Origin of the sequence: Streptomyces sp. NPDC096339, from assembly GCF_044762985.1 — a bacterium.
In the GTDB taxonomy this organism is placed as follows: domain Bacteria; phylum Actinomycetota; class Actinomycetes; order Streptomycetales; family Streptomycetaceae; genus Streptomyces.
Map to the genome: position 1 here is coordinate 1 of NZ_JBIWFI010000038.1, position 24,903 is coordinate 24,903.

Consider the following 24,903-nt stretch of genomic DNA (forward strand, 5'->3'; position numbering starts at 1 on the left):
TGCCGTTCGACGACGGGGCCCGCGTCACGTACTGGACAGGGGCCTCCGGCCTCGCCCTGCGCTTCATCATGTCGTCCTGACCAACCCCGACCGGAGTCGGCGCGGAGCGACGTCCGGCCCACGATGCCGGGAACGGCCCGCCCTGCGGATGCCGGCAGCCGCAGGGCATGCACGAGCCCGTCAGGGGCGGTAGCTCTGCCAGGCTCCGGGGTTCCTCTGGATCCCGGCCAGCAGGCTCGTGAGCAGGTCCTCCTCGAAGAGGACTCCGTTGTTCTCTCCGGGGATCAACTTGCTGTTGATGGCGACGGTCGGGGTGCCCGGTCCGATCGGATCGTCTCCCGTCTGCCGGTAGGTCCTCAGCGAAGCGGTCACGAACTCGCCGTACTTCATCGTGGACACCGCGGCATCGAACGTCTCGCTCCGCAGCCCCGGTACCTGATCAGCGAGGCTCAGCAGACGCTCGGTGGTGAAGCCGCCGGACTCCTCGACCTCTTCCTGGCTCCCCATCAGCACGGCGTGGTACTCGGTGAACTTCTGCGCGTCCAACGCCGCGCGCAGGGCGTTGACCGCCCGCTTGGAGCCGTCCCCGCCGAGGCTTCCGTCCTTGAACGACGCGAGGGTGTACTCCGTCCTGATCTGCCGCTTGATGGTCTGGGTGCGGATCACCTTGGCGCCGCTCGCCTCGAACTCGGCGACGACCGGGCACCGCGGGTCCTCGTACAGGTGAACGGTCGTCTTGGCGAGCGGATCCCCCACTATGATCGTCGTCCCGTCCGCGGACAGCGCCTCGGGCAGTTCCGTGATCGCCGCGTACGGGGTGGATCCGGGCGCCGCGATCCCCTCTGAGGCAGGCATCGAGCCTCGCTCGCAGCCTGCCGTCGCGGCCGCGATCACGCCGCAAACCCCCACCGCAGCCAGCCGTCTGACATACCTGATCCGCATACATTCCCTCCCTGGTGAACTCGCAGACTCTAGACGCTTGGCGAAGGGGCACGCACACGTGTTTCAGCCCCCGCGCCAAAAGCTCGCAACGACGCCTGCGGACGACGGTGTGGATGATCGGGGGCCGGTCCCAGAGGGCGAGGAGTTCGTTGGCGGGGTCCGGGAAGGGTTCCGTTGATCATCCATGCGCCGACCGCACGCGGAGCGGCTGACAACCGACCTCGTCGCCCCCTCACCGCCCGGGGCCCACAAGGCCCGGATGTCGCACCGGGCCCGAGGACGGGAGCGGCAGAGCGCGGATCAGCCTGCGCAGCGTGGGCCTCGTGCCGCCACGGGCGGCGTACCGTACGAGGCACCCCCGGTGCGGGCAGGCGGAGGCCATACGTCATGGTCACGTGACAGGACTGCCACAACGGCGCAGCGCGGGAACCCGGGCGTGCCACGGTGCCGTGTCCCGGTAAGTGCCGGTGCTTGCCGGCCGGGAGACACCCAGGAGCATCCCATGCAGTACTCCGCAGGCATCCGCCACTCGGCGGCGGCGCTCGTGGCGGCCGCCGCCACCGTCCTGATGACGGGCTGCGGGCCGGCCGACGACGGGGCGGTGGGCGTGCCGCCGGCCACCCCCGCCGCCTCCGTGCCGGCCGCGCCGACGCCCACGGGCGGCTCCCCGACCGGCGGTGGAGGCGCTTCCTCCACCGGCGGCTCGGGCGGGACCGCGCCCACCCCCTCGGCGTCCGCCACCGGCGGCGGTACGCGGCCCTGCACGGCCGGCGAGGTCAAGGTCTCCGACGCCCAGCAGGCCGCGGTGCGGCCGCCGGGCACCGGGACCGGCGCCGCGATCCTCTCGGTCGCCAACGCCTCGAAGCACGCCTGCACGCTCACCGGATACCCGACGGTGGCCGGTGCGGGCAACGGCTCACCCGAGAAGAACCTGCCGCTCGCCGCCGCCCACAGCGGTACGGCGTCCACGGTGACGCTGGCTCCCGGAGCCCGCGCGTGGACGAAGCTGACCTTCGTCAACGTCCAGGGCGAGGCGGACGGGTACTGCGTCTCGGGGGCCACTCCGGCCGCCTTCCCGACGCTCGTCATCGGTGTGCCCGGCGCCGGCTCGCACCAGATCGCCATGACCGACGGCGTCTTCGCCGAGTGCGACGACAAGGTGACGGTCAGCGCTTTCTCCGCCGACAAGCCGTCCTGACCGGAAATACGGAATCGTGCGCCCCGGCCCGCGCCGATGCTTCACGGGCGACGGTCCGGCCCTGGAGGGGGACGCCGGGGCGCGCCAGGAGGCTCCGCGCCGCGTTACGGGGGCCGCGCGGGCCGGCGCCGGCGGCGGACCTACCAGCCGTCGGCACGGCCGTCCCCGCCCCGTGCCCGCACGGGACTACGTCGTGTGCCGGACCGCGCTCACCAGGCCCGTACCGTTCGACTCCCGCGATCCCTCTCGGGCCGCCGCCGCGGGCAAGGGTGACGGCGGCGAGCAGGGTGTCCTTGAGCCTGTCCATCGGATCAGGGCCCCGACTCTGGACTCTCCCACCGTGGGAGAGTCCACCATGATGGCGTGCACGACGAACTTCTCACCATCGGGCGCTTCGCCCGCCTGTGCCGGCTCAGCGTGAAGCAGCTACGCCACTACGACGACATGGGGCTGCTGACTCCCATCCGCGTGGGCATCGGCTCCGGCTACCGCTATTACGCACCCGAACAAGCGCGTGACGCCCTGACCATCGCCCTGCTGCGCGAGATGGATCTTCCCCTGGCCGTCATCGCCCAGGCACTGGCTGCCGGGCCTGAGCGGAGGGCGGGGATCCTGCGCGCCGAGCGGGATCGGCTGGCCGAGCGGATCAGCAGGGACCAGGTCCGGCTGGAGATGCTGGAGCGGCTGGCAGAGGGCGGTCTGCCCGGCTATGAGGTGACGCTGGGCAGGGAGCCGGAGCGACGGCTGACGGTGGTGCGAGCGGTCTGCACTCCCGCGGAGCTCGGGACCAAGGTCGCGGAGTGTGTGGGTCGGCTGCTGCCCGTGCTCGCCGAGACGGGGGTCCCATGGCGGCCGCCGTTGTGGGGGCTGTACCCGCTGGACCTGGAAGAGCGGATGGAGGTCGCCGTCGGGGCGCAGACCGGGCAGGGGGGCGACGTGCCCGGTCTGGAATGCGAGGTGCTGCCGTGTGGACTCGTCGCCGAGACCACGCACGTCGGGCCCTACACGCAGCTGCCGTTGGCCTACAACGCGCTCTTCGCCGCCATCCACGAGCGCGGGCTGCGCCCCGCGAGCGCACCCGTACGCGAGGCGTACCTCGTCGGCCCGGAGGAAGCTCCGCAAGAAGAACTGATGACCCGACTGATCATCCCCGTTCAGGAGAACACGGCATGAGCACCGTAGTGGACATCGATGCCCACGGCACGCAGCACTGCGAGACGTCAGCCCTGGGGGTGCTCCTGCGGCACCGCGGACTCGACTTGTCCGAGCCCATGTTGTTCGGCCTCGGCGCCGGTCTCTCCTTCGTCTACTGGGACGGCAAGAACATGGGCTTCCCCTTCCTCGGGGGACGGGTCAAGCCGTTCGACCTCACGAGGAACCTGGCCGGCAGGCTCGGGCTGGAGCTCCTGGTGCAGGAGACCACCTCCCCGCGCAAGGCATGGGACAGCGTGGCGGCCTCCATCGACGCGGGCCGGCCCGTCGGTCTCCAACTCGACAGCCATTACCTGGACTACTTCGGCTCGAAGATCCATTTCGGCGGCCACCTCGTCGCCCTGTACGGCTACGACGACCACAACGCCTACCTGGTGGACACCAGCCGGCAAGGCGGAGCGGTCTCCACCAGCCTGACCAGCCTCGCCGAGGCCAGGGCCGCGCGAGGACCGATGACCGCCAAGCACCGCTCCTTCACCCTCGCCGTTCCGGAGAACCTCCCCGCCCCGCACGGGCGGATCGTCCCCGCCATCACCGCCTGCGCCCACGCGTTCCTCGATCCGCCCATCGCGAACCTCGGTCACCGCGGGATCGAGAAGGCCGGCAAGCTGGTGCGCACGTGGCTCCGGCGCACCGAGAACCCAGAGCGGGACCTGCCACAGGCCGCCCTGCTGATGGAGGAGGCCGGAACCGGCGGCGCTCTGTTCCGCAACCTCTACCGCGACTTCCTCGCCGAATGCACGGATCTGCTCGACAACGGCCGCCTGCGCACCGGCCACGCGCTGTACACCGAGGCTGCCACGCTCTGGACCGAAGCAGCAGGACTGATCAAGAAGGCCGGCGAATCGGGCGATGCCCAGTACCTCGAACAGGCCGGCTCGGTCCTCACGGACCTCGCACGTGTGGAACACGAGGCCATGCAGGCGCTGAGCCGTCTGGGGAGTGAGTGACCCCGAGGGTGATCCGCCTCTGAAACCGGCTTCCAGCCCGAGGCGTACGACCCGCACCCGGCCAAGGGGTTCGCCCGTGAGCTGCTTCGGTCGGCCAAGAGTTCGCGCCCGTGATCGCGGCAGGCTTCAGGCGGGCGGAACCAGGGTGAACCAGTGCTCTAGGAGTGCCCTGTCACCGGTGACGTCCAGGCTGGTGGCGGGGAGCCGTTGCCAGAGGAACAGTGTCAGGTCGGAGGCTGTGCCCGCGGCCTCCACGCTCACCGGACCGGTGCCGTCCCTGTCCAGCCGTACTCCGGCGTCGGTGAACTCCAGCGTCCAGGACTCGGGGCCGTCGGTGCGGCGGAAGCGGTAGCGCTCCCCCGCCCCGGCCGGTGCCGGCTTCCAGCCGCGCCGGGCGGGTACCATGACCTCGAAGGTCTGGGCGACCGCGTCCGTGGCGAAGGCGGGGTCGAAGGGGGCCGGGTCGCCGGTGACGGATTCCGCGTCCCAGCGGTGGACGGCCTGTTCGATGGTCTGCACGCGCAGCCAGAAGCCGCTGGTCCGCTCCGCCGACCAGCTCCACACCGGTACGTCCGGTCCGAGCTCGCGCAACGCCTCCGCCAGGTCCCGGGCAGCGGCGGCCGACCAGTCGAAGAGCTCCTCGGGGACGGGACCGCGGTGCGGTGTCGCGTCGTGCCGGGGCCAGGCGGCCCGTACCGCCGGGTCCTCGGGGAGCGCGTAGAGGGCGGGGTCCGTGGGGTCCGGCGGCTCCGTGTGCCGTTCCCGGAGGATGTGCGTGAGGTAGCGCTGGACGCTGCCGAGGTGACCGACGAGGTCGGCGACCGACCACCCGGGGCACGACGGCACCGGCGGAGCTTCGCGGCCCCCGTCGGCCGCCCGCCGTACAGCCGTGCCGAAGGCCTCCGCCTCGCCCCGGAAAACGCCGAGCCTGGTGAGATGATCCATGCGGTTTCCCCTGCCCGGTAGGAGGCGGCGCGTATCAGCTTGCGCCACGGGCGAACACCGTCAGGGCCTCCGCGGCGTTGACCGCTTCCGTCAGCAGGGCCGGGCGCTGCGCGCCGTCTGTGAGCACGTGGCGAACCGGTGGACCGACACACGGGAACTAGGACAAGAGCTGACCTGGTTCGGTCGTAGTGTCGGCACGTCACCAGGAACCGGCAGACAGGACGTAGCCATGGAACACACCGCGCCCGAGGGCTACACCAGCGTCGCACCGTGGGTCGTCACCGACGACACCGGCGCGCTGCTCGACTTCATCACGGCGGCGTTCGAGGGCGAGGAGCTCGCCCGGGTGCCCGTCGCGGACGGCAGCATCGGACACGGCGAGATCCGTGTCGGTGACACGGTCGTCCTGGCCTTCGACCGCCGGCCAGGCTGGCCCACGATGCCCGCGCTCCTGCGCATTTACGTTCCTGACGCCGACACCGCCATGGCCGCCGCCGTCGCGCACGGGGCCACGGTCGTCACCGAGGTCACCGACAGCGCGTGGGGCGACCGGGGAGGCAGGGTACGAGACCCGTTCGGCAACATCTGGTGGGTGATGAGTCGGAACGAGGACATCGCACCCGACCAGGCCTGGCAACGACTGTCGCAGCCGAAATACGCACAGGCCATGCGCATCGCGCAGGAAACTCTGGACGCCGAACTCAGCGGCAGGGAAACCGGATGGTCAAGCGCCCCACAACACCCGGCCTCCTGAACTCCCCATCCCGGCCGGACCGCCGGACCGCCGGGCCTCGCTCACCGCGGACGAACCCAGGTGGACAGCGCTTCCGTGATGACCAGGCTGGAAGCGGAGGCAGGCATGGGGTGGGATGATCTGATGGAAGCAAGGCGACGTCGCTGAAGCTCGCGAGACTGCCGCCGCACTCGGGTCGGTGTGGACGATGGACGAATCCGGTCGGTGGGGGGCGGATCGAGACTCGCCGCCCCATGGACCTCCTGCCGACCAGGGGCATCGGCGTGGCGGTTGTCCGGGCGGCCCGGGATCGAGATCGTGCGCCGGGACCCTGTCCTCTTCCATGCGGAAGGCGCCGCCTGCGGCGCTCCGCGAGCGGTCAAGCCCCTTCCCCGGACTCCCCCACGAGCTCGGCCGGGCCGAACCAGCGGGTGAGCGTTTCGGTGAGACCGGGGCCTCCGGCCCAGCAGACGTATCCGTCCGGGCGGACGAGTATGGCCTCTGCGTCGGTCGCGCCGGGTTCCGCCTGGGCCTGCACGTGGGTGACCCGGTCGTGCCAGGGGGCCGCGGCGGCGAGGGGGGCGTCGGTGAGGTTGAGCAGGACACCGCGTCCGGTGCGCGTCAGGTCGCTGAACCGGATCCGCTCCCCGGCACCGACGACGAGGTCCAGGTCCGGCATCCGCAGGCCCAACAACGGATGGGCCGCGGCGTCGGGGGACGCGAGGCAGAGGTCGAGCCCGGCCATCACTCCGGCCATGTACCGGTTGGCGTCGGGCAGGCGGAGCAGGTCGGTGAGCACGTCACGCAGCTCGCCCAGCCCGCCGTCGCGCTGCGGCCCCATGACCACTCCCTGGGCCCGGGTCAGGGCGAGCACCCGCGCGGCGACGGGGTGCCGCTCGGTCTGATAGGTGTCCAGCAACCGCTCGCCCACCTCGCCACGCAGGACGGCCGCGAGCTTCCAGCCGAGGTTGAACGCGTCCTGCACGCCGAGGTTGAGTCCCTGGCCGCCGGCCGGCGAGTGGATGTGGGCGGAGTCTCCGGCGAAGAACACCTGACCGTGGCGGTAGTGCTCCAGCTGCCTGCTGGCGTTGCTGAACCGGGAGGAGTAGCGGATCTCGGCGACGTCGAGCACTCCGCCGTGGGTGGCGCGCAACACCTCGCGGACCTCCTCCGTGGTCACGGGGGCGTCACGTTCGGCCTCCATGGTCCGCGGGCCGCTGAAGATGAGCTTGTGGAGGCCGTTCGCCAGGGGCGTGATCATGGCGAAGTGGCCCTGGGGTGATGTGTGGATCCGCGAGCTGATGTGTCCGCCGGGGCTGTCGTCGAGGTCGCCGGTGAGCAGCAGGTCGGCCGTGGCCATGCGGATGGTGGCGGCCTGGCCGGGGAAATCGGCTCCGATGAGCTTGCGCACGCTGCTGTGTGCGCCGTCGCACGCGACGAGGTAGCGGCCCCGCAGCGACCGGTCGCCGTCCGGAGTGGTCACGGTGATCGTGACGCCCTCGGCATCCTGCTGGAGGCCCGTCAGCCGGTGCTCCCTGAGCACCTGGCCGCCGAGCTTGGCGAGCCGGTCCTCGAGCACGGCCTCGAGCTGGTCCTGCGGGAGCAGAACGGGGTGCGGGTAGCGGGTGTCCCACGCCGTGTAGTCCAGCGGAACGGGCAGTCCCGCGAAGTGGCCGCCGACGAGCTGGTAGTCGATCGACCGTCCGAGGGCGTCCTCCAGCAGGCCGCGCAGCGCGAGCATCTCGGCGGTCCGGGGCTGGATCGCCCCGGCACGGGACTGGAGGTTGCGACCGGGCAGCCGGTCGAGCACGACGGCGGGGACGCCGGCGAGGGCGAGCTCGGTGGCGAGCGTGAGTCCGGCGCCGCCGGCCCCTACGACGATGACACCGGTGACCTGCGTGTTCATGGAGCCTCCCAGGAAGATTCCTTCACCTGGTGGAAAACTATACCAGGTGCAAGTTTCCCCTCGGTACCGCATTGCTATCGTGAGCGCATGGCTGAGCAACTTGGACTGCGCGAACGCAAGAAGCAGCGCACCCGGCAGACGATCTTCGAAGCGGCACTGCGGCTCTTCCTGAGCCGCGGCTTCGACGACGTGTCGATCGTGGAGATCGCCGATGCGGCCGAGGTCTCCAAGCGCACGCTGTTCACCTACTTCCCGACCAAGGAAGACCTGGTCCTGCACGTGTTCGCCGACCACGAGGACGAATCCGCCCGCGTCGTCCGTGCCCGCCCGGCCGGCATGAGCCCCTTGGCCGCCCTGCACGCGCACGAGCTCGACGCACTGGCACGGCGGGATCCGGTCACCGGACTCACGTCCGACCCGGACGCCGTCGCCTTCGCCCGGCTGCTGAGTACGACGGCGAGCCTCAGCGAGCGGCTGCTCGGGTACGCGGGGCGCAGCATCTCGGCCCTCACCGAGGCACTGGAGGAGACCGGCGTCGACGAGCTCACCGCGCGGCTCGCCGCGGTGCAGATCGTCACGGTCCTGCGCGCCCTCGCCGACCGCAACAGCGCCCAGATGCAGGCGGGCCGGCCGGCCGACGACGCGTACCCCGAGGCCGTCGCCGCCGCCGACCGGGCCTTCCGGTTGCTCGGCGCCGGCCTGGCCGACGCCCTGTCCGCCTGAGCGCCGGCGGCCACGACGACCGGGCCCCACGACACGAGCCTCCGACGGCAGGACCGGCCCGGCAATCGCTCTCGTGGATGCCCGCCCTCCGGGACGCGAGACCGGTCCCGCCCGTGAGCCTTCGCGCCGTGGATCTGCGGCCGAACGGGTCGTCGACACGATCCGCCGCCGTCGTGGCCACGTCATCGCGGACGCACACCATAGGGTGGCCGCACTCGCCGGTACCGGAAGAACGGGACGTCCATGGTGCAAGAACGTTGGGACCGCGCAATGTTCACCACCGCGACGACCCCACGCACCACCGTGACCCACGACGTCGGCCTGCTGGTCCTCCGCATCGTCGTCGGCCTCGCCATGGTCGGCCACGGCACCCAGAAGCTCTTCGGATGGTTCGGCGGACCCGGGCTCTCCGCGACCGGCAAGGGCTTCACACTGGCCGGCTACCCCGCCGGCGACGCCATGGCCGTCATCGCCGGTGTCTCCGAGTGCCTGGGCGGCCTCGGTCTCGCCCTCGGCCTGCTCACCCCGCTCGCCGGCGCGGCCCTGATCGGCGTCTTCATCAACGTCCTCGACGTGCGAGGGCTCAACGCGTTCTTCCCACCGAAGGGCGTCGAACTCGAAGTGCTGCTGCTCGCCGGTGCGCTCACCGTCACGCTCACCGGGCCGGGCCGCTTCTCCGTCGACCACTTCCTTCCCGTACTGCGCGAGTCGCGGCCCCGGTACTCCGTGCTCGCGGTGGCGCTGGGCGTCGTCGCGGGATTCATCGTCGTCCTCATCCGGGATTGAGCACCGGTGCCGCGTGGAGTCCGTCCACTCGGCCACGTCCACGGCGCGGTGATCGAAGCGGCCGGTCCATGTGCTGCCCACTCCGAGGGTCGGTGCCCTCCTCGGCGAGTTCGACGGCCTCACCAGAGACGCGGCCGGATGAGGCCCAACGGTCTCGGTCCGCAACCGCTCGACCGTCAGAAGCCGTTCACCACACCGAGCAGCCGAACGAGCATCCGCGGATATCCATTTGATCAAGAGTATTCCTAATTGATCTACAACTCACTTATAGTGACCTCTCGTTAACGGCTGGAACGTGCCCTTCCCTTTGCGCCCGTACTGAGAGTCTGGTTGATGCCGGCGTCACCCACCCCCTTCCGCCCTTCCGCGATCGCCATGCTGCTGACGGCAGTCGGCGGCGGCACGCTCGCCACGGCGGCGGTGGCCGCGGCGCCCCCCGGAGTCCAGGCACCCCTCGGCTGGTTCGCCGGTTTCGGTGTACTGCTGCTGGCCGCCGCCGCGTTCGCGGTCTCCTGGTACGGCCGCACCGCGCGCAAGCACCGGTCGCGGGCCGAGGCACTGGCGCGGGAGCTCGCTTCCCGCGACGCGTACCTCGCCCACGTCACCCACGAGGCGGGCCGTGAAGCCGGCGCCCGGCAGCAGCAGCACGCGGCCGAGACCGCCGCGCTGGAGGCCGCCCGTACCGAGGTGGTCGAACGGCTCACGCGGGAACACGCGGAGCGGACCGCCGAGCTGGTCGGCTCCGGCAAGGCCTCAGCGGCTCGGCTGGAGGCCGACCTGCGCCGCGCCGAGTCGGGCCGGGCCGCCGCCCTGGCGGCGGCCGCGAACGCCGCCGGTCGCATGCAGGCGCTGGCCACGAGCATGCTCGCCGACCTGCGCGACATGGAACACCGGCACGCCGACGAGGACGTCCTCGCCGACCTGCTGCACCTGGACCACCGCACCGCCCAGGCCGGCCGGCTGGCCGACTCCGTGGCCGTGCTGTCCGGCGCGCGGTCCGGGCGCCGGTGGGCCCGGCCCATCGTGATGGAGTCGGTGCTGCGCGGGGCGATGGGCCGGATCGGCGGCTACCAGCGGGTGCGGCTGCACTCCACCAGCGAGGCAGCCGTCGCGGGGCACGCCGCCGAGGGCGTGATGCACGCGCTGGCCGAACTCATGGACAACGCCGCGAACTTCTCCCCGCCGACCGCCGAGGTCCACGTGTACGTGGAGGAGGTCCCGGCCGGGGTCATCATCACCGTGGAGGACAGCGGTCTGGTGATGAGCGACGTGCAACTGCGCCGCGCCGAGGCCGCCGTCGGCTCGGACCCGCAGGACTTGGCCGGCCTGTCCGGGACCAGGCTCGGACTGGCCGTGGTGGGCCGCCTGGCGCGCAAGTACGGCCTGACGGTGTCCTTCCGGCCGTCCGCCCGCGGCGGTACCGGCGCGCTGATGCTGATCCCGCAGGACCTGATCAGCCGTACCCCGGCCGTGACGCCGGCGGCTCCCACGGTGGCCCTGCCGCCCGCGCCCGCCCGCGCGGTCCCGGCGCCGGGTGAGGCTCCCGGTCAACTGCCCTCCCGTACGGGCGACCACGCCCTCGCACGCGTCCCGGCCGCCCGGACCGCCCCGGGGTCCGGCGGCGAGCCGGAGGCCGTGCACGACGGGCCCGGCGAAGGCGACCGCATGCCCGGCGACGGAGCCCTGCCCCGGCGCAAGCGGGGCCGCACCATGGCCGCGGCCCACCCCGACGGGCCCGAGGCCACCGCCCGGGCCCGCACGGAGACCCCGAGGTCGGGGGCGGCCGCAGGATCCGTGGCCCGCTTCGGCAGCTTCCGCCAGGCGGTCCGCGGCACCGGCCAGACCGCACCCGAAGCCCCCGGCTCCGAGCCGCCCGTATCCCCGCGCGAGCCAGCGTCCCCCAACTCCCCCCACCCGGAAGGCAATCCCCGATGACCGGCACCACCACCGACGAGACGCTCAGCTGGCTCCTGGAGAACCTCCTGGAGCGCACCCCCGGAGCCCGGCACGCCCTGGTCCTGTCCCGGGACGGGCTCAAGCTGTGCCGGACCTCGGGGCTGTCGGTCGACCAGGCCGACCAGCTCGCCGCCATCGCCGCGGGCATCCAGAGCCTCTCGCACGGCGCCTCGGTCGAGTTCGGCGACGGCACCGGCGGCGTCCGCTCCGCGATGGCCGAGTTCTACGGCGGCATCCTCTTCATCGTGGAGGCCGGTGAGGGCGCCCACGTCGCGCTCGTCGCCGACGAGGAGGCCGACGCCGGACTGGTCGGCCACAACATGGCCGAGCTGGTGGAGCAGTTGGGCGAGCACCTGGTCGCGAGGCCCCGGGGATGAGCCGCGGCAGGCCGGGCCGGGACGACTCCCCGGACCGGCTCTACACCCTCACCGGCGGCCGCAGCAGCGCCGGTTCGGACGCGTTCGACCTGGTCACGCTGGTGATCGCCGAGTGCGATCCGGTGCCCGGCATGCAGTCCGAGCACGCCGCGATCCTGCGCCTGTGCCGTTTCCCGACGGCCGTGGTGGAGGTCGCCGCGGAACTCGGGCTGCCCGTGTCCATCGTCCGGATCCTGCTCGCCGACCTGCACGCCACCGGGCGGATCAGCGCCCGGCACCCGCGTGCCACCGCCCACAGCCTTCTCGACCCCGACATCCTGGAGCAGGTGCTCGTTGGACTCCGCAACCTCTGAACAGCCCGCACAGCGCCTGACCCTGCACAGCACCGCCGACAACGGTCTGAAGATCGTCATCGTGGGCGGGTTCGGAGTCGGCAAGACCACGATGGTCCGCTCGGTCAGCGAGATCCGCCCGCTGAACACCGAGGAGACCATGACCCAGGCCGGCCGGGCCGTCGACCGCACCGAGGGCATCGCCGGGAAGTCCACCACCACCGTCGCCTTCGACTTCGGCCGGATCTCACTCGACGCGCACAACGTCCTCTACCTGTTCGGAGCACCCGGCCAGGAGCGGTTCTGGTTCCTGTGGGACCGGCTGTTCGCCGGCACCCTCGGCGCCGTCGTCCTCGTCGACACCCGCCGGCTCGCCGACTCCTGGTACGCCATCGACCGCCTGGAGCACCACGGCACGCCCTTCCTGGTCGCCTGCAACGACTTCGGCGGCCCGGCGCACACCCCGGAAGAGGTCCGCGACGCCCTCGACCTCGCCGAGGACGTACCTCTGGTGTTCTGCGACGCCCGCTCCAGGGAGTCCAGCAAGCAGGTCCTGATCTCCCTCGTCGAACACCTGCGGACCGTCGCCGCCCGACCCCCGCAGCCGATCCAGCAGAAGACCCCGGAGCCCGCCCCGTGACCACCCCCGAGCCGCAGCCCGTTCCGCTGAGCGGCCCCCGGTTCCAGAACGACCCCCAGGACCTGTACCGGCAGATGCGCCGCGACCACGGCCCGGTCGCCCCCGTCGTCCTGGACGGCGGCATACCGGCCTGGCTGGTCCTCGGCTACCGGGAACTGCACCAGGTCACCAGCGACCCGGCGCTGTTCTCCCGCGACTCCGGACTCTGGAACCAGTGGGACAACATCCCCGCGGACTGGCCCCTGCTGCCCATGATCGGCCGCGACCAGCCGTCGATCCTCTACACCGTCGGCGAACGCCACGGGCAGCGCGCCGCGGTGGTATCCGGCGCGCTGGAGGCCATGGACCCCTTCGGCCTCAAGGCCCGTACCGAGCGCTTCGCCGACGAGCTCATCGACGGGCTGTGCGGCAAGGGCTCCTGCGACATCGTCGCCGAGTACGCGATGCTCCTGCCGCTGCGGGTACTCGCCAGCATCTTCGGCTTCCCCGACGAGCAGGGCCCTGGCCTGGTCACCGCCATGAACGACATGATCAACGGTCAGGAACGGGCCCTGGAGGGGCAGGCCCACATCGGCGCCGCCATGGGCGCGCTGCTCGCCGCCAAGTCGGCGGCCCCCGGTGACGACGTGGTTTCCCGGATGCTCGCCAACCGGTCGGGCTTCACCCCCGTCGAGGTCGCCCAGGACCTGATGGTGATGCTGGCCGCGGGCCACCAGCCCACCGCCGACTGGATCGGCAACTCGCTGCGTCTGATGCTCACCGACGACCGGTTCGCGGCCTCCCTGGCGGGCGGCCGGCACAGCGTCGCCGAGGCCATGAACGAGGTGCTGTGGGAGGACACCCCGACCCAGAACGTGGCCGGCCGCTGGACCTCCCGCGACACCCGGCTCGGCGGGCGCGGCATCGCCGCCGGGGACCTGGTGCTGCTGGGCCTGGCCGCCGCCAACGCCGACCCGCACGTACGGACCGACGGCGGCGCCCTCACCGGCGGCAACAACGCCTTCTTCTCCTTCGGCCACGGCGAGCACCGCTGCCCCTTCCCGGCCCAGGAGATCGCCGAGACCATCGCCCGCACCGGGATCGAGGTCCTCCTCGACCGGCTGCCCGACATGGACCTCGCGGTGCCCGCGCAGGACCTCGCCCGTCGCCCGTCCCCGTGGCTGCGCGGTCTCACCGCCCTGCCCGTGACCTACACCCCGACACCTGCCCTTGGAGCCACCCGATGACGTGCCCCTTCGACCACACCGCCACCGACGCCGACGCCGACGCGGCGATCGTGCTCGACCCCTTCGTCACCGACCTCGACGGCGAGAGCGCCCGGCTGCGCGCCGCCGGCCCGCTCGCCCGTGTGGTGCTGCCCGGCGGCGTCGCCTGCTACGCCGTCACCCGGCAGGCCGAGGCCCGCAATTTGCTGACCGACCCCCGGCTGGTCAAGGACATCGACGTCTGGGGCGCCTGGCAGCGTGGCGAGATACCCCTCGACTGGCCGCTGATCGGCCTGGCCAACCCGGGCCGGTCCATGCTGACCGTCGACGGCGAGGACCACCGCCGCCTGCGCACCCTGGTCGCGCAGGCGCTGACCGCCCGCCGGGTGGAACGGCTGCGGTCGGACATCGAGGCGCTGACGGAGGGGATGCTGGACCGGCTGGCCGAACTCCCGGCGGGCGGCACGGTCGACCTCAAGGCGGAGTTCGCGTACCCGCTGCCGATGAACGTGATCGCCGGGCTGATGGGCGTCGACGCGGCCGACCTACCGCAGATGAAGGCCCTGTTCGACAAGTTCTTCTCCACGCAGACGCCGCCCCAGGAGGTTCTGCAGGTACTGGGAGACCTCGGCGTCCTGTTCGGCCGCATCATCGAGCAGCGGCGCGCCGAGCCCGGCGACGACCTGACCAGCGCGCTGCTGGCCGCCGCCGAGAACGGCGACCGGCTGACCGCCGAGGAGATCCAGAACACCCTGCAGCTGATGGTCGCGGCCGGTCACGAGACCACCATCAGCCTGATCGTCAACGCGGTGGTCGCCCTGGAGACCCACCCCGAGCAGCGGGCCCTGGTCCTCAAGGGCGAGGTGCCGTGGGAGAACGTGATCGAGGAGACGCTGCGCTGGTCGACGCCCACCTCGCACGTGCTGATCCGGTTCGCCACCGAGGACATCGAGGTCGGGGACCGGGTGCTGCCCAAGGGCGAGGGCCTGATCGTGTCCTTCGGCGCGATCGGCCGGGACGAGGAGCAGTTCGGTGAGAACGCCGACGCGTTCGACGTCACCCGGACCCCGAACCGGCACATCTCCTTCGGGCACGGCCCGCACGTCTGCCCGGGCGCGGCCCTGTCGCGGCTGGAGGCGGGCGTGGCCCTGCCGGCGCTGTACGCGCGCTTCCCGGGGCTGCGCCTCGCGGTCTCCCGCGAGGAGATCCGCAACAAGCCGGTGGTCACCCAGAACGACGTGTTCGACCTTCCGGTGGTCCTGGCCTGACGCCATCGGGGATGCGGTAGCCGACCCGGCCGTCGTCATGACGGCCGGGGAACCGGCGGGCTCGCGGCGTGACCGGCTTCGCCTCCTCGCGCGAGGCGCGCGGTACGACGATCGGCGATCGGCGATCGGTTCGCGGTCCCGTCAGCGGCCCTGGCGGAAACGCCGGACCTTCATCGAGAACTCCTCGATCGGCAGCCTCAGTACCGCGGTGTACCGAGCCGCCTCAACGCTGGGTCGGCGCGCCTCACCGGGGCCGTTCAGGCGGCCCGGGATCACGCTCTCGACGACGCCCCGCCCGCCCTCCGGCCGAACCACCGATGGCGAAGAGCCCGACGCGCGCAACCCCGCCACCGTCCTCGCCGGGGACAGCCGACGGTGAATCCAGTCGCTCCGTCACCAACCTCCGCGGCGCCGAAATCTCCGCCGGCATCGCCCCGGCACACCGGTTCGAGCGGGGTCGTCGATGCTGCTTCTCGGCATCTGCCCGACTGACGCGGACTTTCACAGGGGCAGGCAGCGCCACCGTCCAGGTTCTCGCAAGGACCTGTGCAAGAGGCCACGTGGACAGGGAAAACGCAACTTCGACACAGCTCTCAGAGGCAGCTACCTTCACCTGGTCTTCTGTGATCGCCCGCGGTCGGACAGGGGCTTCTCCACACCGGTCCGGCCGCGACGCGATGCGCCGGTCACGCCGCGCGAACCCGCGCCCCCGTGCATAGGCCACCGAACCGGCTCCACGTCAGGCACCCCCAACCAGGGAGAGACGCATGCCCCATCTTGCTCTGTACACATTCGGCGTCCTGAAGTCACCCCTCGCCGATCCCGGACCTCGCACCCGCGAGTTCTACGACATCGGTGAGGCCGTCTACCGGACCATCAGTCAGCACCCCGGATACCTCGCTCGCGCTGAAGCGGCGGACGGTGACCGGGGCGTGCTCTTCGAGGCGGACTGGGGCGCGTGGGGACAGTTCGCCGTACCGACCTGGTACGACAAGGGCCGCACGCCGGAAACCACCGCCCTGGCCACGACCCTCTCACTCTGGACCGACCTGCGGCCCGCCTTCGACGCCGTCTACACCGGTGTGCACCGTGCGGCGCTGAACAGGCGTTACGACTGGTTCGAGAGGACAGGGCACCCGAATTACGTGTTCTGGTGGGTCTCCGACGGCGTGATACCCACCTGGCGGGACGGGGTTTCCAGGCTGGAGCACCTCCACGACCACGGCTCCGCGCCGCACGCCTTCACCTTCCACCACGCGTTCGCCCCGGACGGGACTCCGATGTCAACCGACGCCCATCACACGTGGGTTCAGGAGCTGCGCGGGGTGACCAGGCCGGATTCGTAGGCCAGGACGACGAGTTGGGCGCGGTCACGGGCGTGGAGTTTGGTCACGGCCCGGTTGATGTGGGTTTTCACGGTCATCGGGCTGATCACCATGAGGTCGGCGATCCGATCGTTGGGGACAGGCCCCGCGCGACCCGGGCGACGGTCTTCGATCAGCTTGCGGTGATCGAGGGGGCTAGCAGGGCGTCGCCGCGCGCCGCGACGCGTACGGCGTGCAGGAAGTCCTCCGGCACGATGTCCTTGACCAGGAACCCGGCCGCGCCGGCGCGCAGCGCGTCGAAGACGTACCCGTCCAGGCCGTAGTTGGTCAGGATGACGACGTGCACACCGGCCGGCGCAGGGTCCGCGGCGATGCGCCTGGTCGCCTCGATGCCGTCGACGACCGGCATCTGGATGTCGACGAGGGCGATGTCGGGCAGTTGGGCCCGGGCCGGCTCCACGCCCGCCGCTGTCGGCGGCCTCGGCGACCACCTCGATGTCGTCTTCGAGGTCGAGAAGCGCGCGGAAGCCGCTGCGGGTGAGCGGCTGGTCGTCGACCAGCAGGACGCGGATCACGACGCTCTCTCCACGGGCAGTTCGGCCAGTACGGTGAAGCCGCCCCCGCGGCGCGGTTCGGTCCGCAGCCTGCCGCCGAGGGCGGTGACCCGTTCGCGCCTCCCGAGCAGCCCGACGCCGGGCACCGGGGCCGCGTCCGGGGTGGCCCTGCCGTCATCGTCGATGGCAGCGTGAGGGCGTCGGGCCGGTAGTCGATCCGGACCGATGCCGTGATGGCGGCGGAGTGCCGGACGATGTTGGTCAGCGATTCCTGGACGATGCGGTAGGCGGTCCGGCTCACCGCGGTCGGCACGTCGTGCTTACTCGTCGGCGCGGCGCCGTGCCGTCTCCTCGCGGGTGCGCTCTGGCCTCGGCCGCGGGCCCGTCGCGGAGGGCCGGCGCCGTTGAGCCGCAGAGTCACGGAGGCCGTCACCGCGAGGGCGCGGTGCCCGGCCCGCACCGCTCCGTGCACCGCGACCAGGTACGCGACGGACAGCACGTGGAACCCGGCCGTCTGATAGCCGACGGCGCACAGTCCGGTGGCGGCCTTCGTTTGCCCATGTCCGCAGGTTGGCCAGACGGTTTCGCGGGCGAGTCCCTCTCACGGAGGAACGGCCTCCTACCGCGCCTGCGGTACCTGCGCGGCTCCTGCGGCGTCCGTGGTCGCCGCCTACCCCATCGGCGGCGGCGCGAAGTGCGTCCGCCTGCGGGACGACCGGCGGTGGGTCCGGAGGTCAGGATCGGGCGACATCGATCAACAGAAGTCGTACGAGGAGAAGGAGCACCCCCTGTCCGTCCGTTCCGTGCTCGCCGTACCGGCGGCAGCGCACGCGTCCGTCCAGCCGATCGCCGCCGATGCCTACGAGCTGACCTCCGGGCGGCTCGTAGGCACCACGGCCGCGCTGGTGGCGCTGACCGGCGTGGTCATCGGCGCCGTGGCCGTGGTGCTGGGGCTCATCGCCGCGGCACTCGGCCGGCTGGCCCTGGTCCGCTCCCGCCGCAGGTGATCGGGGCGATCGTCGAGGTGCCGGCCCACGGAAGCGCACTGGCCAAGGCCGATTCGGGCTCACGGGAGGGTGCTGAAGGGGCCGAGGACCTTGTGGTCGAGCCGCAGGGATTCGACCATGGTCCAGGCGTTGTCGAAGGTGAAGACGTCGGCGCCGCCGAGCCGGCCGGTCCAGGCCGGGGTGACGGCGTCGGCCGTGGTCTGGGTGAGGATGTCGAGGTACTCCTTGAACACGGCCCAGGGGTTGCCCGGGTACTTGGCGAAGAGGGGTCCCACGTTGACGAACTCGGTGATGGCCTTCCTGCCGTGGTGCTCCAGGTCGCGCAGGTACTCCTGCTGGATCACGATGTCCTGCCGGGTACCCAGACGGGTCAGGTGCCCGCCGATGTAGGTCTCGAAGTCGAACTCCAGGATCTGGTCGTGCGCGTTGATCCAGCCCGGGATGTTGGTGGACACGACGAGGTTCCTGAACGGAACCCAGCCGGGGTAGACGATGTCCACGACGTGCAGGACCCTCTGCCGCGGCGCGTGGATGAACAGGTTGTCCGGGGTGTGGTTGGGGCCCTTGTAGTGCAGCTCCAGGACCTGGTCGTCCACCTCCAGGCGGTAGCTGCTGGAGACGGAGCGGTTCGGCAGCGGCGGCCGGCTGGATTCGGGTACCTGCTTCAGCAGGTGGGAGGTCTGCTCGTGGGCGATGATCACCGGCTTCGGGAGGGCCGCGTCGCGGAGCTTGTCCGCCGCACCGATGTGGTCCGCGTGGTAGTGGGTGTACACCAGGTGGCTGATACGGGCACCCGGTGCCACCTCCTCGATCGCGCGGAGGATGTTGCCGCCCAGCGTCGGGGGTGCGTCCACGACGATGACACGCCGGTTCTTGTGGTGGTGACGTTTCGTCACCAGGAACATGACCTGGTAGAAGCCGTCCGTCAGCCAGTACAGCCGCTCGCCGACTTCCTGGACCAGATAGCCCTTCGCGGGGATCTGCGGGCCGATCGCGGTGGGCGGAACGGGCGCGTACGCGCCCGGTGCGGCAGCGGCCGCGGCGGGATCTGCGAGTACGGACTGCAGCGCGGGTACCGACGCTGCCAGTGCCGAGTACTTCAGGAAGCTGCGACGGCTGGCCGGGTCGTGAGCGACGGGAGGTACGGGTTCCTTGCCAGGAGTTGTCGTCATGGCCTCTCCCAGAGGTGTGCGTCCGAATCTACGGGTGTGGGAGCCCTCCTGCCATCAGAACAGCCCACTGCGACCGGTGGCCGAGGCAGATCGGAAGGGCGGGGCAAATCTAGGGGCTGCACCGCACTTCATCGATGAGCCACGCTGAGCCGGTTTCCGTTCCTGCTGCCGAGGGGGCCGGCCGGCCTGAGTACTCTCGGCTCGTGGAAGATCGCGAGCAGTATGTGAGGTATCGGCAGGACCGGACCGTGCTGGCGGCGGTCGGGGCTCACCTCGATTCCCAGATCGGTCGGATCAAGGTGCGGCTGCCTCGGTCCGTGGCCGAGGCAGCGGTCGCCGCCTGGGATCGAGAGGAAACGGGTGGGGTCGGCGAGGAGAGCCGTGAAGAGTACGAACTGCGTGATGACGCCGCCGAGCTGGCCTTCATCGGCCTGGCGATTTCCTCGCATGGGCTGTGGGACGGCGAGGAGGTCGTCGTCGACCTGGATGTCGTTCATATCGCGGCGGCGTTGCGGGCCTCGCGGTAGGTGGCCCGGGTCGAAGCGGGTCACGTCGTGGGCTTTCGCGCCGCAACCTCCTGCTGTTCCGGAACAGCAGGAGGTTCAGGAGGTCAAGGAACAGGCTGATTGCCCGAGGCGGTGGTCGAAGGCGGCACTTCGACGACGAAGAACAGGAAGCAGGGTTTGACCGAAAGGTCGTGGAAGCCGTCGGGGAAGAGTTCACGGGCGGCCGGGTCGGGCTGGGGCTCGCTGATGGTGGAAAGGCGGAACCCGGCAGTGGTGAAGGCATCGGTCATCGCGTGCAACGGCTTGCGCCAGAACTTCATCGGGACGGCCCGCCCGCCGAACGTCCAGTCGAAGCTATAGCTGGTGGTCGCGAAGTAGTCGGGCCGAGGTTCCTGGATCGTGTAGGCCACGAACGGGTGGTCCACCGACGCGATGAGCCGCCCGCCGGGCCTGAGCACGCGCCGCAACTCGGCCAGCGTCGGCCCCCAGTCCTCCAGATAGTGCAGGACCAGCGAAGAGACCACCACGTCGAACGCGTCGTCGTCGAACGGCAGGTGGTCACGGAGGTCGCCATGGTGCAGGACCGCGTCGTCGCCGAGCCGTCGCCTGGCCAGTGACAGCATCTCGGCGCTGGTGTCGATGCCGGTGACGACGGCGCCGCGGTCGCGAAGTGCTGCGGACAGGGCGCCGGAGCCGCAACCGGCGTCCAGGACCCGGCGGCCGGCCACGTCCCCGGCGAGGTCCAGCATCGCGGGCCGCGCGTAGTGCGCGTTCACGAGGCTGCGCTCGGTCTCCGCCGAGTACGCCTCGGCGAAACCGTCGTAGTCATTCACCCGGGCCGGGTCCGCGGACCGGGCGCGGTGCTCGGGTACATCGGTCAAGCGTTCCATCGTTGCATCGTAGTGACCACGAGATCCGCCGGACCCGTTGAGCAGGTCTCCGCGTGTGCCGCTAGGACGGGGGCGGAGGGGTGGGGTTCGGGCTCGGGATCAGGTGGTCGAAGGCCAGGCCGCTGGAGGCCTCGCCGCGGCCGGGCGTTGCGGCGACAGGGTGCTGCGTACGGTGCCGTGCACCCCGGCGAGGGCGGCCTGCCGGTCGGCGGACTCCCGGCGGCGGGAGTGCGGCTGGGCGCGGTAGAGGGTGGGCACGGCAGGTCGTGCAGCCTGGTTCGGCGCGACGGAGTCGGTCAGGTGACTGGCTGTCGGCGCCCGCCCCGTTCAAGCTCGTCATGAGCGATGGCCACCCAGCGGTGGCGGCCTCGCCGGTGAAGCGGTCCGGGAAGCCGGAAGGTCACCGGCGCGACCGCATCCGACGGCAGGGACCGAACCGGTCATGCCGTTTCCCGGACAGCCCCTCACTAGGATGTCCGGCATGTCCGGTCTTGTCGCCGTTCCGTACGTGTCCACCCCCGGCGGCCGGCTGCGGTCCGCCGCACGGCTGGTCCTCTGCGCGGCCGTGTCCTGGTACCTCTGCCTGTGGTGGGGCACGAGCACGGCCCCCGTCCCCGCCGCGCTGCCGGCGGTGCTGATCCTTCGCGAGGACGTCTACGCCTGGCCGCGGCTCGGGTGGGAGCGCCTCGCCGGGGTGGTCGTGGGCGTGGTGCTGAGCACCCTCCTGCTCCACTGGGTGACGGACCCCGCGTGGTCCTTCCCGCTCGTGCTCCTCTGCGGCTGCGCCGGGATGTACCTGCTGGGGCGGCCGGGTTCGCCCAACCAGCAGGTGCTCATCACCGCGCTCATGGTCTACGCGACCGCGGTCCCCGGGTACCCGCTGGCGCGGCTGGAGGAGAGCCTCGTCGGCATCGCCGTGGTCGTCCTCCTCGGGCCGCTGCTGTGGCCCCCCGACCCCTACCGGTCCGCGACCGAGGGACTGGACGGCTACCGGACCGCCGTGGGCGAACTCCTGACCGGGATCGCCGGCGGACTGGAGCGGGGCGCCGCGGCCCCGGAGGCGGTGGGGACCCTGGCACCGGCCGCCCTGCCGGAGCGGGCGCGCCTGTGGCTGCGCCCGCAGGCCTGCCGGGACGCCTTCGACCGCGCGGCGGCCGGCCGGTCCCTGCCGCGCCTCCGCGCCGGCCGCCCGCCGGAAGGACTCGACGGACGCCTGGTCCTGGCCGCCCGTACGGCGCTGACCCTCCAGTACTTCACCCAGGAGTTGTACGAGCGGACGCGCCGCGGCGGCTCCGCCGTGCCCACGGAACCCGCCGCGGACGGTGCGCACGACCCCGCCCTGCGCGCCCTCGCACCCCTGCTCCGGGTCACCGCCAACGCCCTGGACGCCGCGTTGTTCGGCAGCGACTTCGCCGAACTCCTCGACCGGGCCCGCACCCTCGACCTCGCCCACCGCAGGGCCCACCCCGGCCGGCACGACGCGGTGCTGCGAGCCGGACTCCACCTGACCCACGAAGCCCTCGCCGACCACCTGAACAGAGGATTCCGGAAGCTCTGACGAAATCCCCTTGCCCAATGGTCAAGAAACGTTGACCATTACTCGCATGCCTACCGACGATCTTCCCGAGACGTTCCACGTCACCACTGACGAGCAGCTGCGCGCCGTCTCCAACCTCACGCGCCACCGCATCATGGCCGTGCTCCGCTTCGAGCCCGCGACCATCACGCAGATCGCCGAGCGGGTGGGCCTCGCGAAGGGGAGTTCCAGCTACCACGTACGGCTGCTCGAACGGGCCGGCCTGGTGAAGGTGGTACGAACGCGGAAGGTGCGGGGGGTCAACGAGCGGTACTACGCGATGGCCGCGCGGTCGATCGTGCTGCCGGATCCGGGCGAGGGAGGGCCGGATCTGCTGATGCGGCACGCGGTGGCGGACCTGGAGGCCGCGCCGGCGGATGGTGAGCGGCACGTGCGGATGGCGCATCTGCGGCTCACCGAGGAGCAGTTCGCACAACTGGGGGCGCGGCTGGAGGCCCTGGCGGACGAGTACCGCGCGCTGTCCGATCCGTCGCTGCCGGACGCGTCACTCGTCTTCGCGCTGTTCCACCCGACAGCGCGGCGCGAGCAGGCCGAAGGAGATGCCAAGTGACTTCAGACGCAGAGAAGTTGCCGACCGGATTCGGACGGCTGTGGACCGCCCAGACGGTGTCCTCGCTCGGTGACGGGGTGACTCATGCGGCGCTGCCGCTGCTCGCGTTGACGTTGACGCGGGACCCGATGGCGCTCGCCGTCGTCACGGCCGCCGGAACGGTGCCGTGGCTGCTCTTCGGGGTGCTCGGCGGTGCGCTGGTGGACCGCTGGGACCGTCGGCGCACGATGTGGATCGCGGACGCGGCGCGTGCGGCGCTGCTCGCGATACCGGCGGCAGCGGCCGCGCTCGACGTGCTGAGCATTCCGCTGCTCGCGGCCGTCGCGTTCCTGCTCGCTGTCGGCGGGCTCTTCTTCGACACGGCCGCCACGGCCTACCTGCCGGATCTGCTCGGCCGCGACCCCGCGCTCCTGGAACGCGCCAACTCCCGCCTGCGCGGCGCCCAGACCGCCGCGTCCGGCTTCGCGGGGCCGCCTGCGGGCAGTGCCCTGCTCGCGCTGGGGCGGGCGGTTCCACTGCTCGCCGACGCGGTTTCGTTCACGCTCTCCGCGCTGCTCGTACGGTCATTGCCCGCCACGCCGCGTCCCGTACCGCAGGCCCGTGAGTCGCTGCTGCGGCAGGCGCTGGCCGGCGCCTCGTACGTGTTCCGGGATCAGTTGCTGCTCGGACTCGCACTGCGTCCTGCGGTCGGGAACATCGCCTTCCTCGCCGTGGAGACCGTACTCGCCCTCTTCGCACACGATCGCCTCGGCATCGACACCTTCGGCTTCGGCCTGCTCCTCACGGCGGAGGCCACCGGCGGCCTGCTCGGCGCGGGCATCGCCTCCTTCCTCGGCCGACGACTCGGCACCGGCGCCGCGCTCACCTTCACGGCCGCGGTCGAGGGACTCGCCGTCCTGGGCCTTGCCGCCACCCCGAACCCGTACGTCGCCGGCCTCGCGCTCGCCGTCTGCGGAGCGGGCATGGGCGCGACGATGGTGCTCGCCCCCTCCCTGCGCCAGGCGATCGTCCCCGCCCACCTGATGGGCCGGGTCGCCTCCACCTCCCGGATGCTCGGCATGTGCGCCGCCCCGTTCGGCGCCTTCCTCGGCGGCTGGCTGGCCACCGCCTACGACGTGCGCACCCCGCTCTACACCGCCGCGGGCCTCCTCCTCGCCATGACCGCCGTCACGTCGACCATGACCGGCAACCGCCGGGTCGAGGCGGCGCTGCGTGCCGCCGCCCCGGCCGGTGATCCGGACCAACCGAAATCCCGGGACACCGTCCAGGGGGCCGGCCGGTGACGGGACCGCCGGTCATGGCACGGGGCGGGGACGACACTCATCACGGTCCCGAGCGCGGAGGGGTTCCGTGCGGGCCGGGTGCCGGCCCTCTCAGGTGCGGCCGGTCCCGGCCGGCGACCGCGGTGATCGGGCCGGCGGCACGGAGCACCGTGTCGAGGACGCGTTCCGGCTCGGCGGCGTAACAGTTCGCGAACCACGCCATGTTCGCCTCGACCACCGCCCAGCCGCCGTCGGCGAGCCGGCCGACGTCCAGGCACACCGCGCTGGGCAGACCGGCGGCCGTGGCGTCGAGGACCGTACGGGCGAAGGCACGGCTGTCGGCGTCCAACGGCGCCGGGTCGAGGCGCCCGTATACGGAGTAGCGGCTGCCGGTGACGACTTCGCCGTCGAGGACGAACAGCCGGTACTCCGCGGCGAACTCCACCACGCCGCTCACCAGGACCGGCGTGGAGCCGTCGAGCCCGCCGGGCAGGCTGGTCCCGTCCTCGTGGACGGCGGCGGGCAGCAGGTCGATCTTGGCCGAGGGCGGCTTCACGAAGGCCCGTTCCCGCAACGCACGGGCCTCGGAAAGGGTGGTGAGCCGCACGCGGCGGCGCAGGAGGGGGCCCGGAACGCGTGTCAGCCAGTCGTCGGCCGGCTCGAGCAACCCGAGGCCCAGCGGGCCGGCGAGGCGAGCGGCCGCACGAGGACCGCCGTACCAGTGCACCCTGCGCCCTTCGGCACTCGCCACCCGGTCGGTCACCTCGTACCCGCGCCAGGCCGCTGCCCGGGCGATGAGTTCGGCCGTGGAGGTACGGGGCGCGGGCAGGAGGAGGACGGACGCGATACGGGCTTCCATTCCGGCGA

General features: G+C 71.7%; 27 protein-coding genes. 19 read left to right on the plus strand and 8 right to left on the minus strand.

Annotated features, from left to right (window positions below; all coding sequences use genetic code 11):
• Nucleotides 1–180 precede the first annotated feature (180 nt).
• Complete coding sequence (locus ACIQ5Y_RS32885; protein WP_403888833.1) at nt 181–855, minus strand: DsbA family protein; 675 nt, start codon at nt 853–855, stop codon at nt 181–183.
• Between the two features lie 589 nt (nt 856–1,444).
• On the opposite strand from ACIQ5Y_RS32885, the gene ACIQ5Y_RS32890 reads away from it, so the two are divergent.
• The 3 genes from ACIQ5Y_RS32890 (at nt 1,445) to ACIQ5Y_RS32900 (ending at nt 4,302) form a co-directional block, all read left to right on the plus strand.
• On the plus strand, nt 1,445–2,140 hold the full coding sequence (locus tag ACIQ5Y_RS32890; protein ID WP_403888836.1) for a DUF4232 domain-containing protein: 696 nt from the start codon (nt 1,445–1,447) through the stop codon (nt 2,138–2,140).
• 363 nt (nt 2,141–2,503) lie between these two features.
• Nucleotides 2,504–3,313 carry a MerR family transcriptional regulator gene (locus ACIQ5Y_RS32895; protein ID WP_403888839.1) on the plus strand — a complete coding sequence of 270 codons (810 nt, stop codon included), beginning with the start codon at nt 2,504–2,506 and terminating at the stop codon, nt 3,311–3,313.
• The gene (locus ACIQ5Y_RS32900; protein WP_403888842.1) at nt 3,310–4,302 is read left to right on the plus strand and encodes a BtrH N-terminal domain-containing protein; all 993 of its coding nucleotides are present in this window, start codon (nt 3,310–3,312) and stop codon (nt 4,300–4,302) included. The genes ACIQ5Y_RS32895 and ACIQ5Y_RS32900 overlap by 4 nt, the downstream gene beginning before the upstream one ends.
• Before the next feature lie 126 nt (nt 4,303–4,428).
• Here the strand turns inward: ACIQ5Y_RS32900 and ACIQ5Y_RS32905 are convergent, their stop codons facing one another.
• Complete coding sequence (locus tag ACIQ5Y_RS32905; protein ID WP_403888844.1) at nt 4,429–5,247, minus strand: maleylpyruvate isomerase family mycothiol-dependent enzyme; 819 nt, start codon at nt 5,245–5,247, stop codon at nt 4,429–4,431.
• 229 nt (nt 5,248–5,476) lie between these two features.
• On the opposite strand from ACIQ5Y_RS32905, the gene ACIQ5Y_RS32910 reads away from it, so the two are divergent.
• A complete protein-coding gene (locus ACIQ5Y_RS32910; RefSeq protein ID WP_403888847.1) occupies nt 5,477–6,001 on the plus strand; it encodes a VOC family protein in 525 nt (174 codons plus the stop codon).
• Between the two features lie 358 nt (nt 6,002–6,359).
• Here the strand turns inward: ACIQ5Y_RS32910 and ACIQ5Y_RS32915 are convergent, their stop codons facing one another.
• Nucleotides 6,360–7,886 (minus strand): FAD-dependent monooxygenase, encoded by a 1,527-nt coding sequence (locus ACIQ5Y_RS32915; protein WP_403888850.1) that lies wholly within the window; start codon nt 7,884–7,886, stop codon nt 6,360–6,362.
• A gap of 87 nt (nt 7,887–7,973) precedes the next feature.
• On the opposite strand from ACIQ5Y_RS32915, the gene ACIQ5Y_RS32920 reads away from it, so the two are divergent.
• The 9 genes from ACIQ5Y_RS32920 (at nt 7,974) to ACIQ5Y_RS32960 (ending at nt 16,519) form a co-directional block, all read left to right on the plus strand.
• The gene (locus tag ACIQ5Y_RS32920; protein ID WP_403888853.1) at nt 7,974–8,609 is read left to right on the plus strand and encodes a TetR/AcrR family transcriptional regulator; all 636 of its coding nucleotides are present in this window, start codon (nt 7,974–7,976) and stop codon (nt 8,607–8,609) included.
• Between the two features lie 270 nt (nt 8,610–8,879).
• Nucleotides 8,880–9,395, plus strand: a complete 516-nt coding sequence (locus ACIQ5Y_RS32925; protein WP_403888856.1) for a DoxX family protein — start codon at nt 8,880–8,882, stop codon at nt 9,393–9,395.
• 333 nt (nt 9,396–9,728) lie between these two features.
• Nucleotides 9,729–11,330, plus strand: a complete 1,602-nt coding sequence (locus ACIQ5Y_RS32930; protein WP_403888859.1) for an ATP-binding protein — start codon at nt 9,729–9,731, stop codon at nt 11,328–11,330.
• The gene (locus ACIQ5Y_RS32935; RefSeq protein WP_403888862.1) at nt 11,327–11,728 is read left to right on the plus strand and encodes a roadblock/LC7 domain-containing protein; all 402 of its coding nucleotides are present in this window, start codon (nt 11,327–11,329) and stop codon (nt 11,726–11,728) included. Before ACIQ5Y_RS32930 ends, ACIQ5Y_RS32935 begins: the two co-directional genes overlap by 4 nt.
• On the plus strand, nt 11,725–12,081 hold the full coding sequence (locus ACIQ5Y_RS32940) for a DUF742 domain-containing protein (protein ID WP_403888865.1): 357 nt from the start codon (nt 11,725–11,727) through the stop codon (nt 12,079–12,081). The genes ACIQ5Y_RS32935 and ACIQ5Y_RS32940 overlap by 4 nt, the downstream gene beginning before the upstream one ends.
• On the plus strand, nt 12,062–12,700 hold the full coding sequence (locus tag ACIQ5Y_RS32945; RefSeq protein ID WP_403888868.1) for a GTP-binding protein: 639 nt from the start codon (nt 12,062–12,064) through the stop codon (nt 12,698–12,700). The genes ACIQ5Y_RS32940 and ACIQ5Y_RS32945 overlap by 20 nt, the downstream gene beginning before the upstream one ends.
• Nucleotides 12,697–13,926, plus strand: coding sequence for a cytochrome P450 (locus tag ACIQ5Y_RS32950; protein ID WP_403888871.1), 1,230 nt, complete (start codon nt 12,697–12,699; stop codon nt 13,924–13,926). Before ACIQ5Y_RS32945 ends, ACIQ5Y_RS32950 begins: the two co-directional genes overlap by 4 nt.
• Entirely contained in the window at nt 13,923–15,173 is a 1,251-nt protein-coding gene (locus ACIQ5Y_RS32955) for a cytochrome P450 (protein ID WP_403888874.1), read from the plus strand. Before ACIQ5Y_RS32950 ends, ACIQ5Y_RS32955 begins: the two co-directional genes overlap by 4 nt.
• A 767-nt stretch (nt 15,174–15,940) precedes the next feature.
• Nucleotides 15,941–16,519 (plus strand): DUF3291 domain-containing protein, encoded by a 579-nt coding sequence (locus ACIQ5Y_RS32960; protein WP_403888877.1) that lies wholly within the window; start codon nt 15,941–15,943, stop codon nt 16,517–16,519.
• Here the strand turns inward: ACIQ5Y_RS32960 and ACIQ5Y_RS32965 are convergent.
• Nucleotides 16,483–16,989, minus strand: coding sequence for a response regulator transcription factor (locus ACIQ5Y_RS32965; protein WP_403889068.1), 507 nt, complete (start codon nt 16,987–16,989; stop codon nt 16,483–16,485). The genes ACIQ5Y_RS32960 and ACIQ5Y_RS32965 overlap by 37 nt on opposite strands.
• On the opposite strand from ACIQ5Y_RS32965, the gene ACIQ5Y_RS32970 reads away from it, so the two are divergent.
• Nucleotides 16,927–17,247 carry a hypothetical protein gene (locus ACIQ5Y_RS32970; RefSeq protein WP_403889080.1) on the plus strand — a complete coding sequence of 107 codons (321 nt, stop codon included), beginning with the start codon at nt 16,927–16,929 and terminating at the stop codon, nt 17,245–17,247. The two genes, ACIQ5Y_RS32965 and ACIQ5Y_RS32970, sit on opposite strands and share 63 nt — an antisense overlap.
• A 464-nt stretch (nt 17,248–17,711) precedes the next feature.
• On the plus strand, nt 17,712–18,059 hold the full coding sequence (locus ACIQ5Y_RS32975) for a hypothetical protein (protein WP_403888880.1): 348 nt from the start codon (nt 17,712–17,714) through the stop codon (nt 18,057–18,059).
• A gap of 59 nt (nt 18,060–18,118) precedes the next feature.
• Here ACIQ5Y_RS32975 and ACIQ5Y_RS32980 read toward each other — a convergent pair whose 3' ends face one another.
• On the minus strand, nt 18,119–19,231 hold the full coding sequence (locus ACIQ5Y_RS32980) for an MBL fold metallo-hydrolase (RefSeq protein ID WP_403888883.1): 1,113 nt from the start codon (nt 19,229–19,231) through the stop codon (nt 18,119–18,121).
• A gap of 203 nt (nt 19,232–19,434) precedes the next feature.
• On the opposite strand from ACIQ5Y_RS32980, the gene ACIQ5Y_RS32985 reads away from it, so the two are divergent.
• Nucleotides 19,435–19,758: a hypothetical protein gene (locus ACIQ5Y_RS32985; protein WP_403888886.1), complete on the plus strand. Its 324-nt coding sequence runs from the start codon at nt 19,435–19,437 to the stop codon at nt 19,756–19,758.
• A gap of 83 nt (nt 19,759–19,841) precedes the next feature.
• Here the strand turns inward: ACIQ5Y_RS32985 and ACIQ5Y_RS32990 are convergent, their stop codons facing one another.
• Both ACIQ5Y_RS32990 and ACIQ5Y_RS32995 read right to left on the minus strand, forming a co-directional pair.
• Complete coding sequence (locus ACIQ5Y_RS32990; protein ID WP_403888889.1) at nt 19,842–20,627, minus strand: class I SAM-dependent methyltransferase; 786 nt, start codon at nt 20,625–20,627, stop codon at nt 19,842–19,844.
• A gap of 99 nt (nt 20,628–20,726) precedes the next feature.
• Nucleotides 20,727–20,885 (minus strand): hypothetical protein, encoded by a 159-nt coding sequence (locus ACIQ5Y_RS32995; RefSeq protein ID WP_403888892.1) that lies wholly within the window; start codon nt 20,883–20,885, stop codon nt 20,727–20,729.
• 223 nt (nt 20,886–21,108) lie between these two features.
• Between ACIQ5Y_RS32995 and ACIQ5Y_RS33000 the strand changes: the two genes are divergently transcribed.
• The 3 genes from ACIQ5Y_RS33000 to ACIQ5Y_RS33010 are packed head-to-tail and all read left to right on the plus strand — an operon-like array spanning nt 21,109 to nt 24,057.
• Nucleotides 21,109–22,185 carry an FUSC family protein gene (locus ACIQ5Y_RS33000; RefSeq protein WP_403888895.1) on the plus strand — a complete coding sequence of 359 codons (1,077 nt, stop codon included), beginning with the start codon at nt 21,109–21,111 and terminating at the stop codon, nt 22,183–22,185.
• A gap of 46 nt (nt 22,186–22,231) precedes the next feature.
• Nucleotides 22,232–22,774 carry an ArsR/SmtB family transcription factor gene (locus ACIQ5Y_RS33005; RefSeq protein WP_403888898.1) on the plus strand — a complete coding sequence of 181 codons (543 nt, stop codon included), beginning with the start codon at nt 22,232–22,234 and terminating at the stop codon, nt 22,772–22,774.
• Complete coding sequence (locus tag ACIQ5Y_RS33010; RefSeq protein WP_403888901.1) at nt 22,771–24,057, plus strand: MFS transporter; 1,287 nt, start codon at nt 22,771–22,773, stop codon at nt 24,055–24,057. Before ACIQ5Y_RS33005 ends, ACIQ5Y_RS33010 begins: the two co-directional genes overlap by 4 nt.
• A 40-nt stretch (nt 24,058–24,097) precedes the next feature.
• On the opposite strand, the gene ACIQ5Y_RS33015 is transcribed toward ACIQ5Y_RS33010, so the two are convergent.
• Entirely contained in the window at nt 24,098–24,895 is a 798-nt protein-coding gene (locus ACIQ5Y_RS33015; RefSeq protein ID WP_403888904.1) for an ATP-grasp domain-containing protein, read from the minus strand.
• Between the last annotated feature and the right edge of the window lie 8 nt (nt 24,896–24,903).

Bases quoted from the DNA above. Each gene is read 5' to 3' on its own strand.
- ACIQ5Y_RS32885 (WP_403888833.1), bottom strand. From the start codon at position 855: ATGCCTGCCTCAGAGGGGATCGCGGCGCCCGGATCCACCCCGTACGCG.
- ACIQ5Y_RS32890 (WP_403888836.1), top strand. From the start codon at position 1,445: ATGCAGTACTCCGCAGGCATCCGCCACTCGGCGGCGGCGCTCGTGGCG.
- ACIQ5Y_RS32900 (WP_403888842.1), top strand. From the start codon at position 3,310: ATGAGCACCGTAGTGGACATCGATGCCCACGGCACGCAGCACTGCGAG.
- ACIQ5Y_RS32905 (WP_403888844.1), bottom strand. From the start codon at position 5,247: ATGGATCATCTCACCAGGCTCGGCGTTTTCCGGGGCGAGGCGGAGGCC.
- ACIQ5Y_RS32910 (WP_403888847.1), top strand. From the start codon at position 5,477: ATGGAACACACCGCGCCCGAGGGCTACACCAGCGTCGCACCGTGGGTC.
- ACIQ5Y_RS32915 (WP_403888850.1), bottom strand. From the start codon at position 7,886: ATGAACACGCAGGTCACCGGTGTCATCGTCGTAGGGGCCGGCGGCGCC.
- ACIQ5Y_RS32920 (WP_403888853.1), top strand. From the start codon at position 7,974: ATGGCTGAGCAACTTGGACTGCGCGAACGCAAGAAGCAGCGCACCCGG.
- ACIQ5Y_RS32925 (WP_403888856.1), top strand. From the start codon at position 8,880: ATGTTCACCACCGCGACGACCCCACGCACCACCGTGACCCACGACGTC.
- ACIQ5Y_RS32930 (WP_403888859.1), top strand. From the start codon at position 9,729: ATGCCGGCGTCACCCACCCCCTTCCGCCCTTCCGCGATCGCCATGCTG.
- ACIQ5Y_RS32935 (WP_403888862.1), top strand. From the start codon at position 11,327: ATGACCGGCACCACCACCGACGAGACGCTCAGCTGGCTCCTGGAGAAC.
- ACIQ5Y_RS32940 (WP_403888865.1), top strand. From the start codon at position 11,725: ATGAGCCGCGGCAGGCCGGGCCGGGACGACTCCCCGGACCGGCTCTAC.
- ACIQ5Y_RS32955 (WP_403888874.1), top strand. From the start codon at position 13,923: ATGACGTGCCCCTTCGACCACACCGCCACCGACGCCGACGCCGACGCG.
- ACIQ5Y_RS32960 (WP_403888877.1), top strand. From the start codon at position 15,941: ATGCCCCATCTTGCTCTGTACACATTCGGCGTCCTGAAGTCACCCCTC.
- ACIQ5Y_RS32970 (WP_403889080.1), top strand. From the start codon at position 16,927: ATGTCGGGCAGTTGGGCCCGGGCCGGCTCCACGCCCGCCGCTGTCGGC.
- ACIQ5Y_RS32980 (WP_403888883.1), bottom strand. From the start codon at position 19,231: ATGACGACAACTCCTGGCAAGGAACCCGTACCTCCCGTCGCTCACGAC.
- ACIQ5Y_RS32990 (WP_403888889.1), bottom strand. From the start codon at position 20,627: ATGGAACGCTTGACCGATGTACCCGAGCACCGCGCCCGGTCCGCGGAC.
- ACIQ5Y_RS33000 (WP_403888895.1), top strand. From the start codon at position 21,109: ATGTCCGGTCTTGTCGCCGTTCCGTACGTGTCCACCCCCGGCGGCCGG.
- ACIQ5Y_RS33005 (WP_403888898.1), top strand. From the start codon at position 22,232: ATGCCTACCGACGATCTTCCCGAGACGTTCCACGTCACCACTGACGAG.
- ACIQ5Y_RS33015 (WP_403888904.1), bottom strand. From the start codon at position 24,895: ATGGAAGCCCGTATCGCGTCCGTCCTCCTCCTGCCCGCGCCCCGTACC.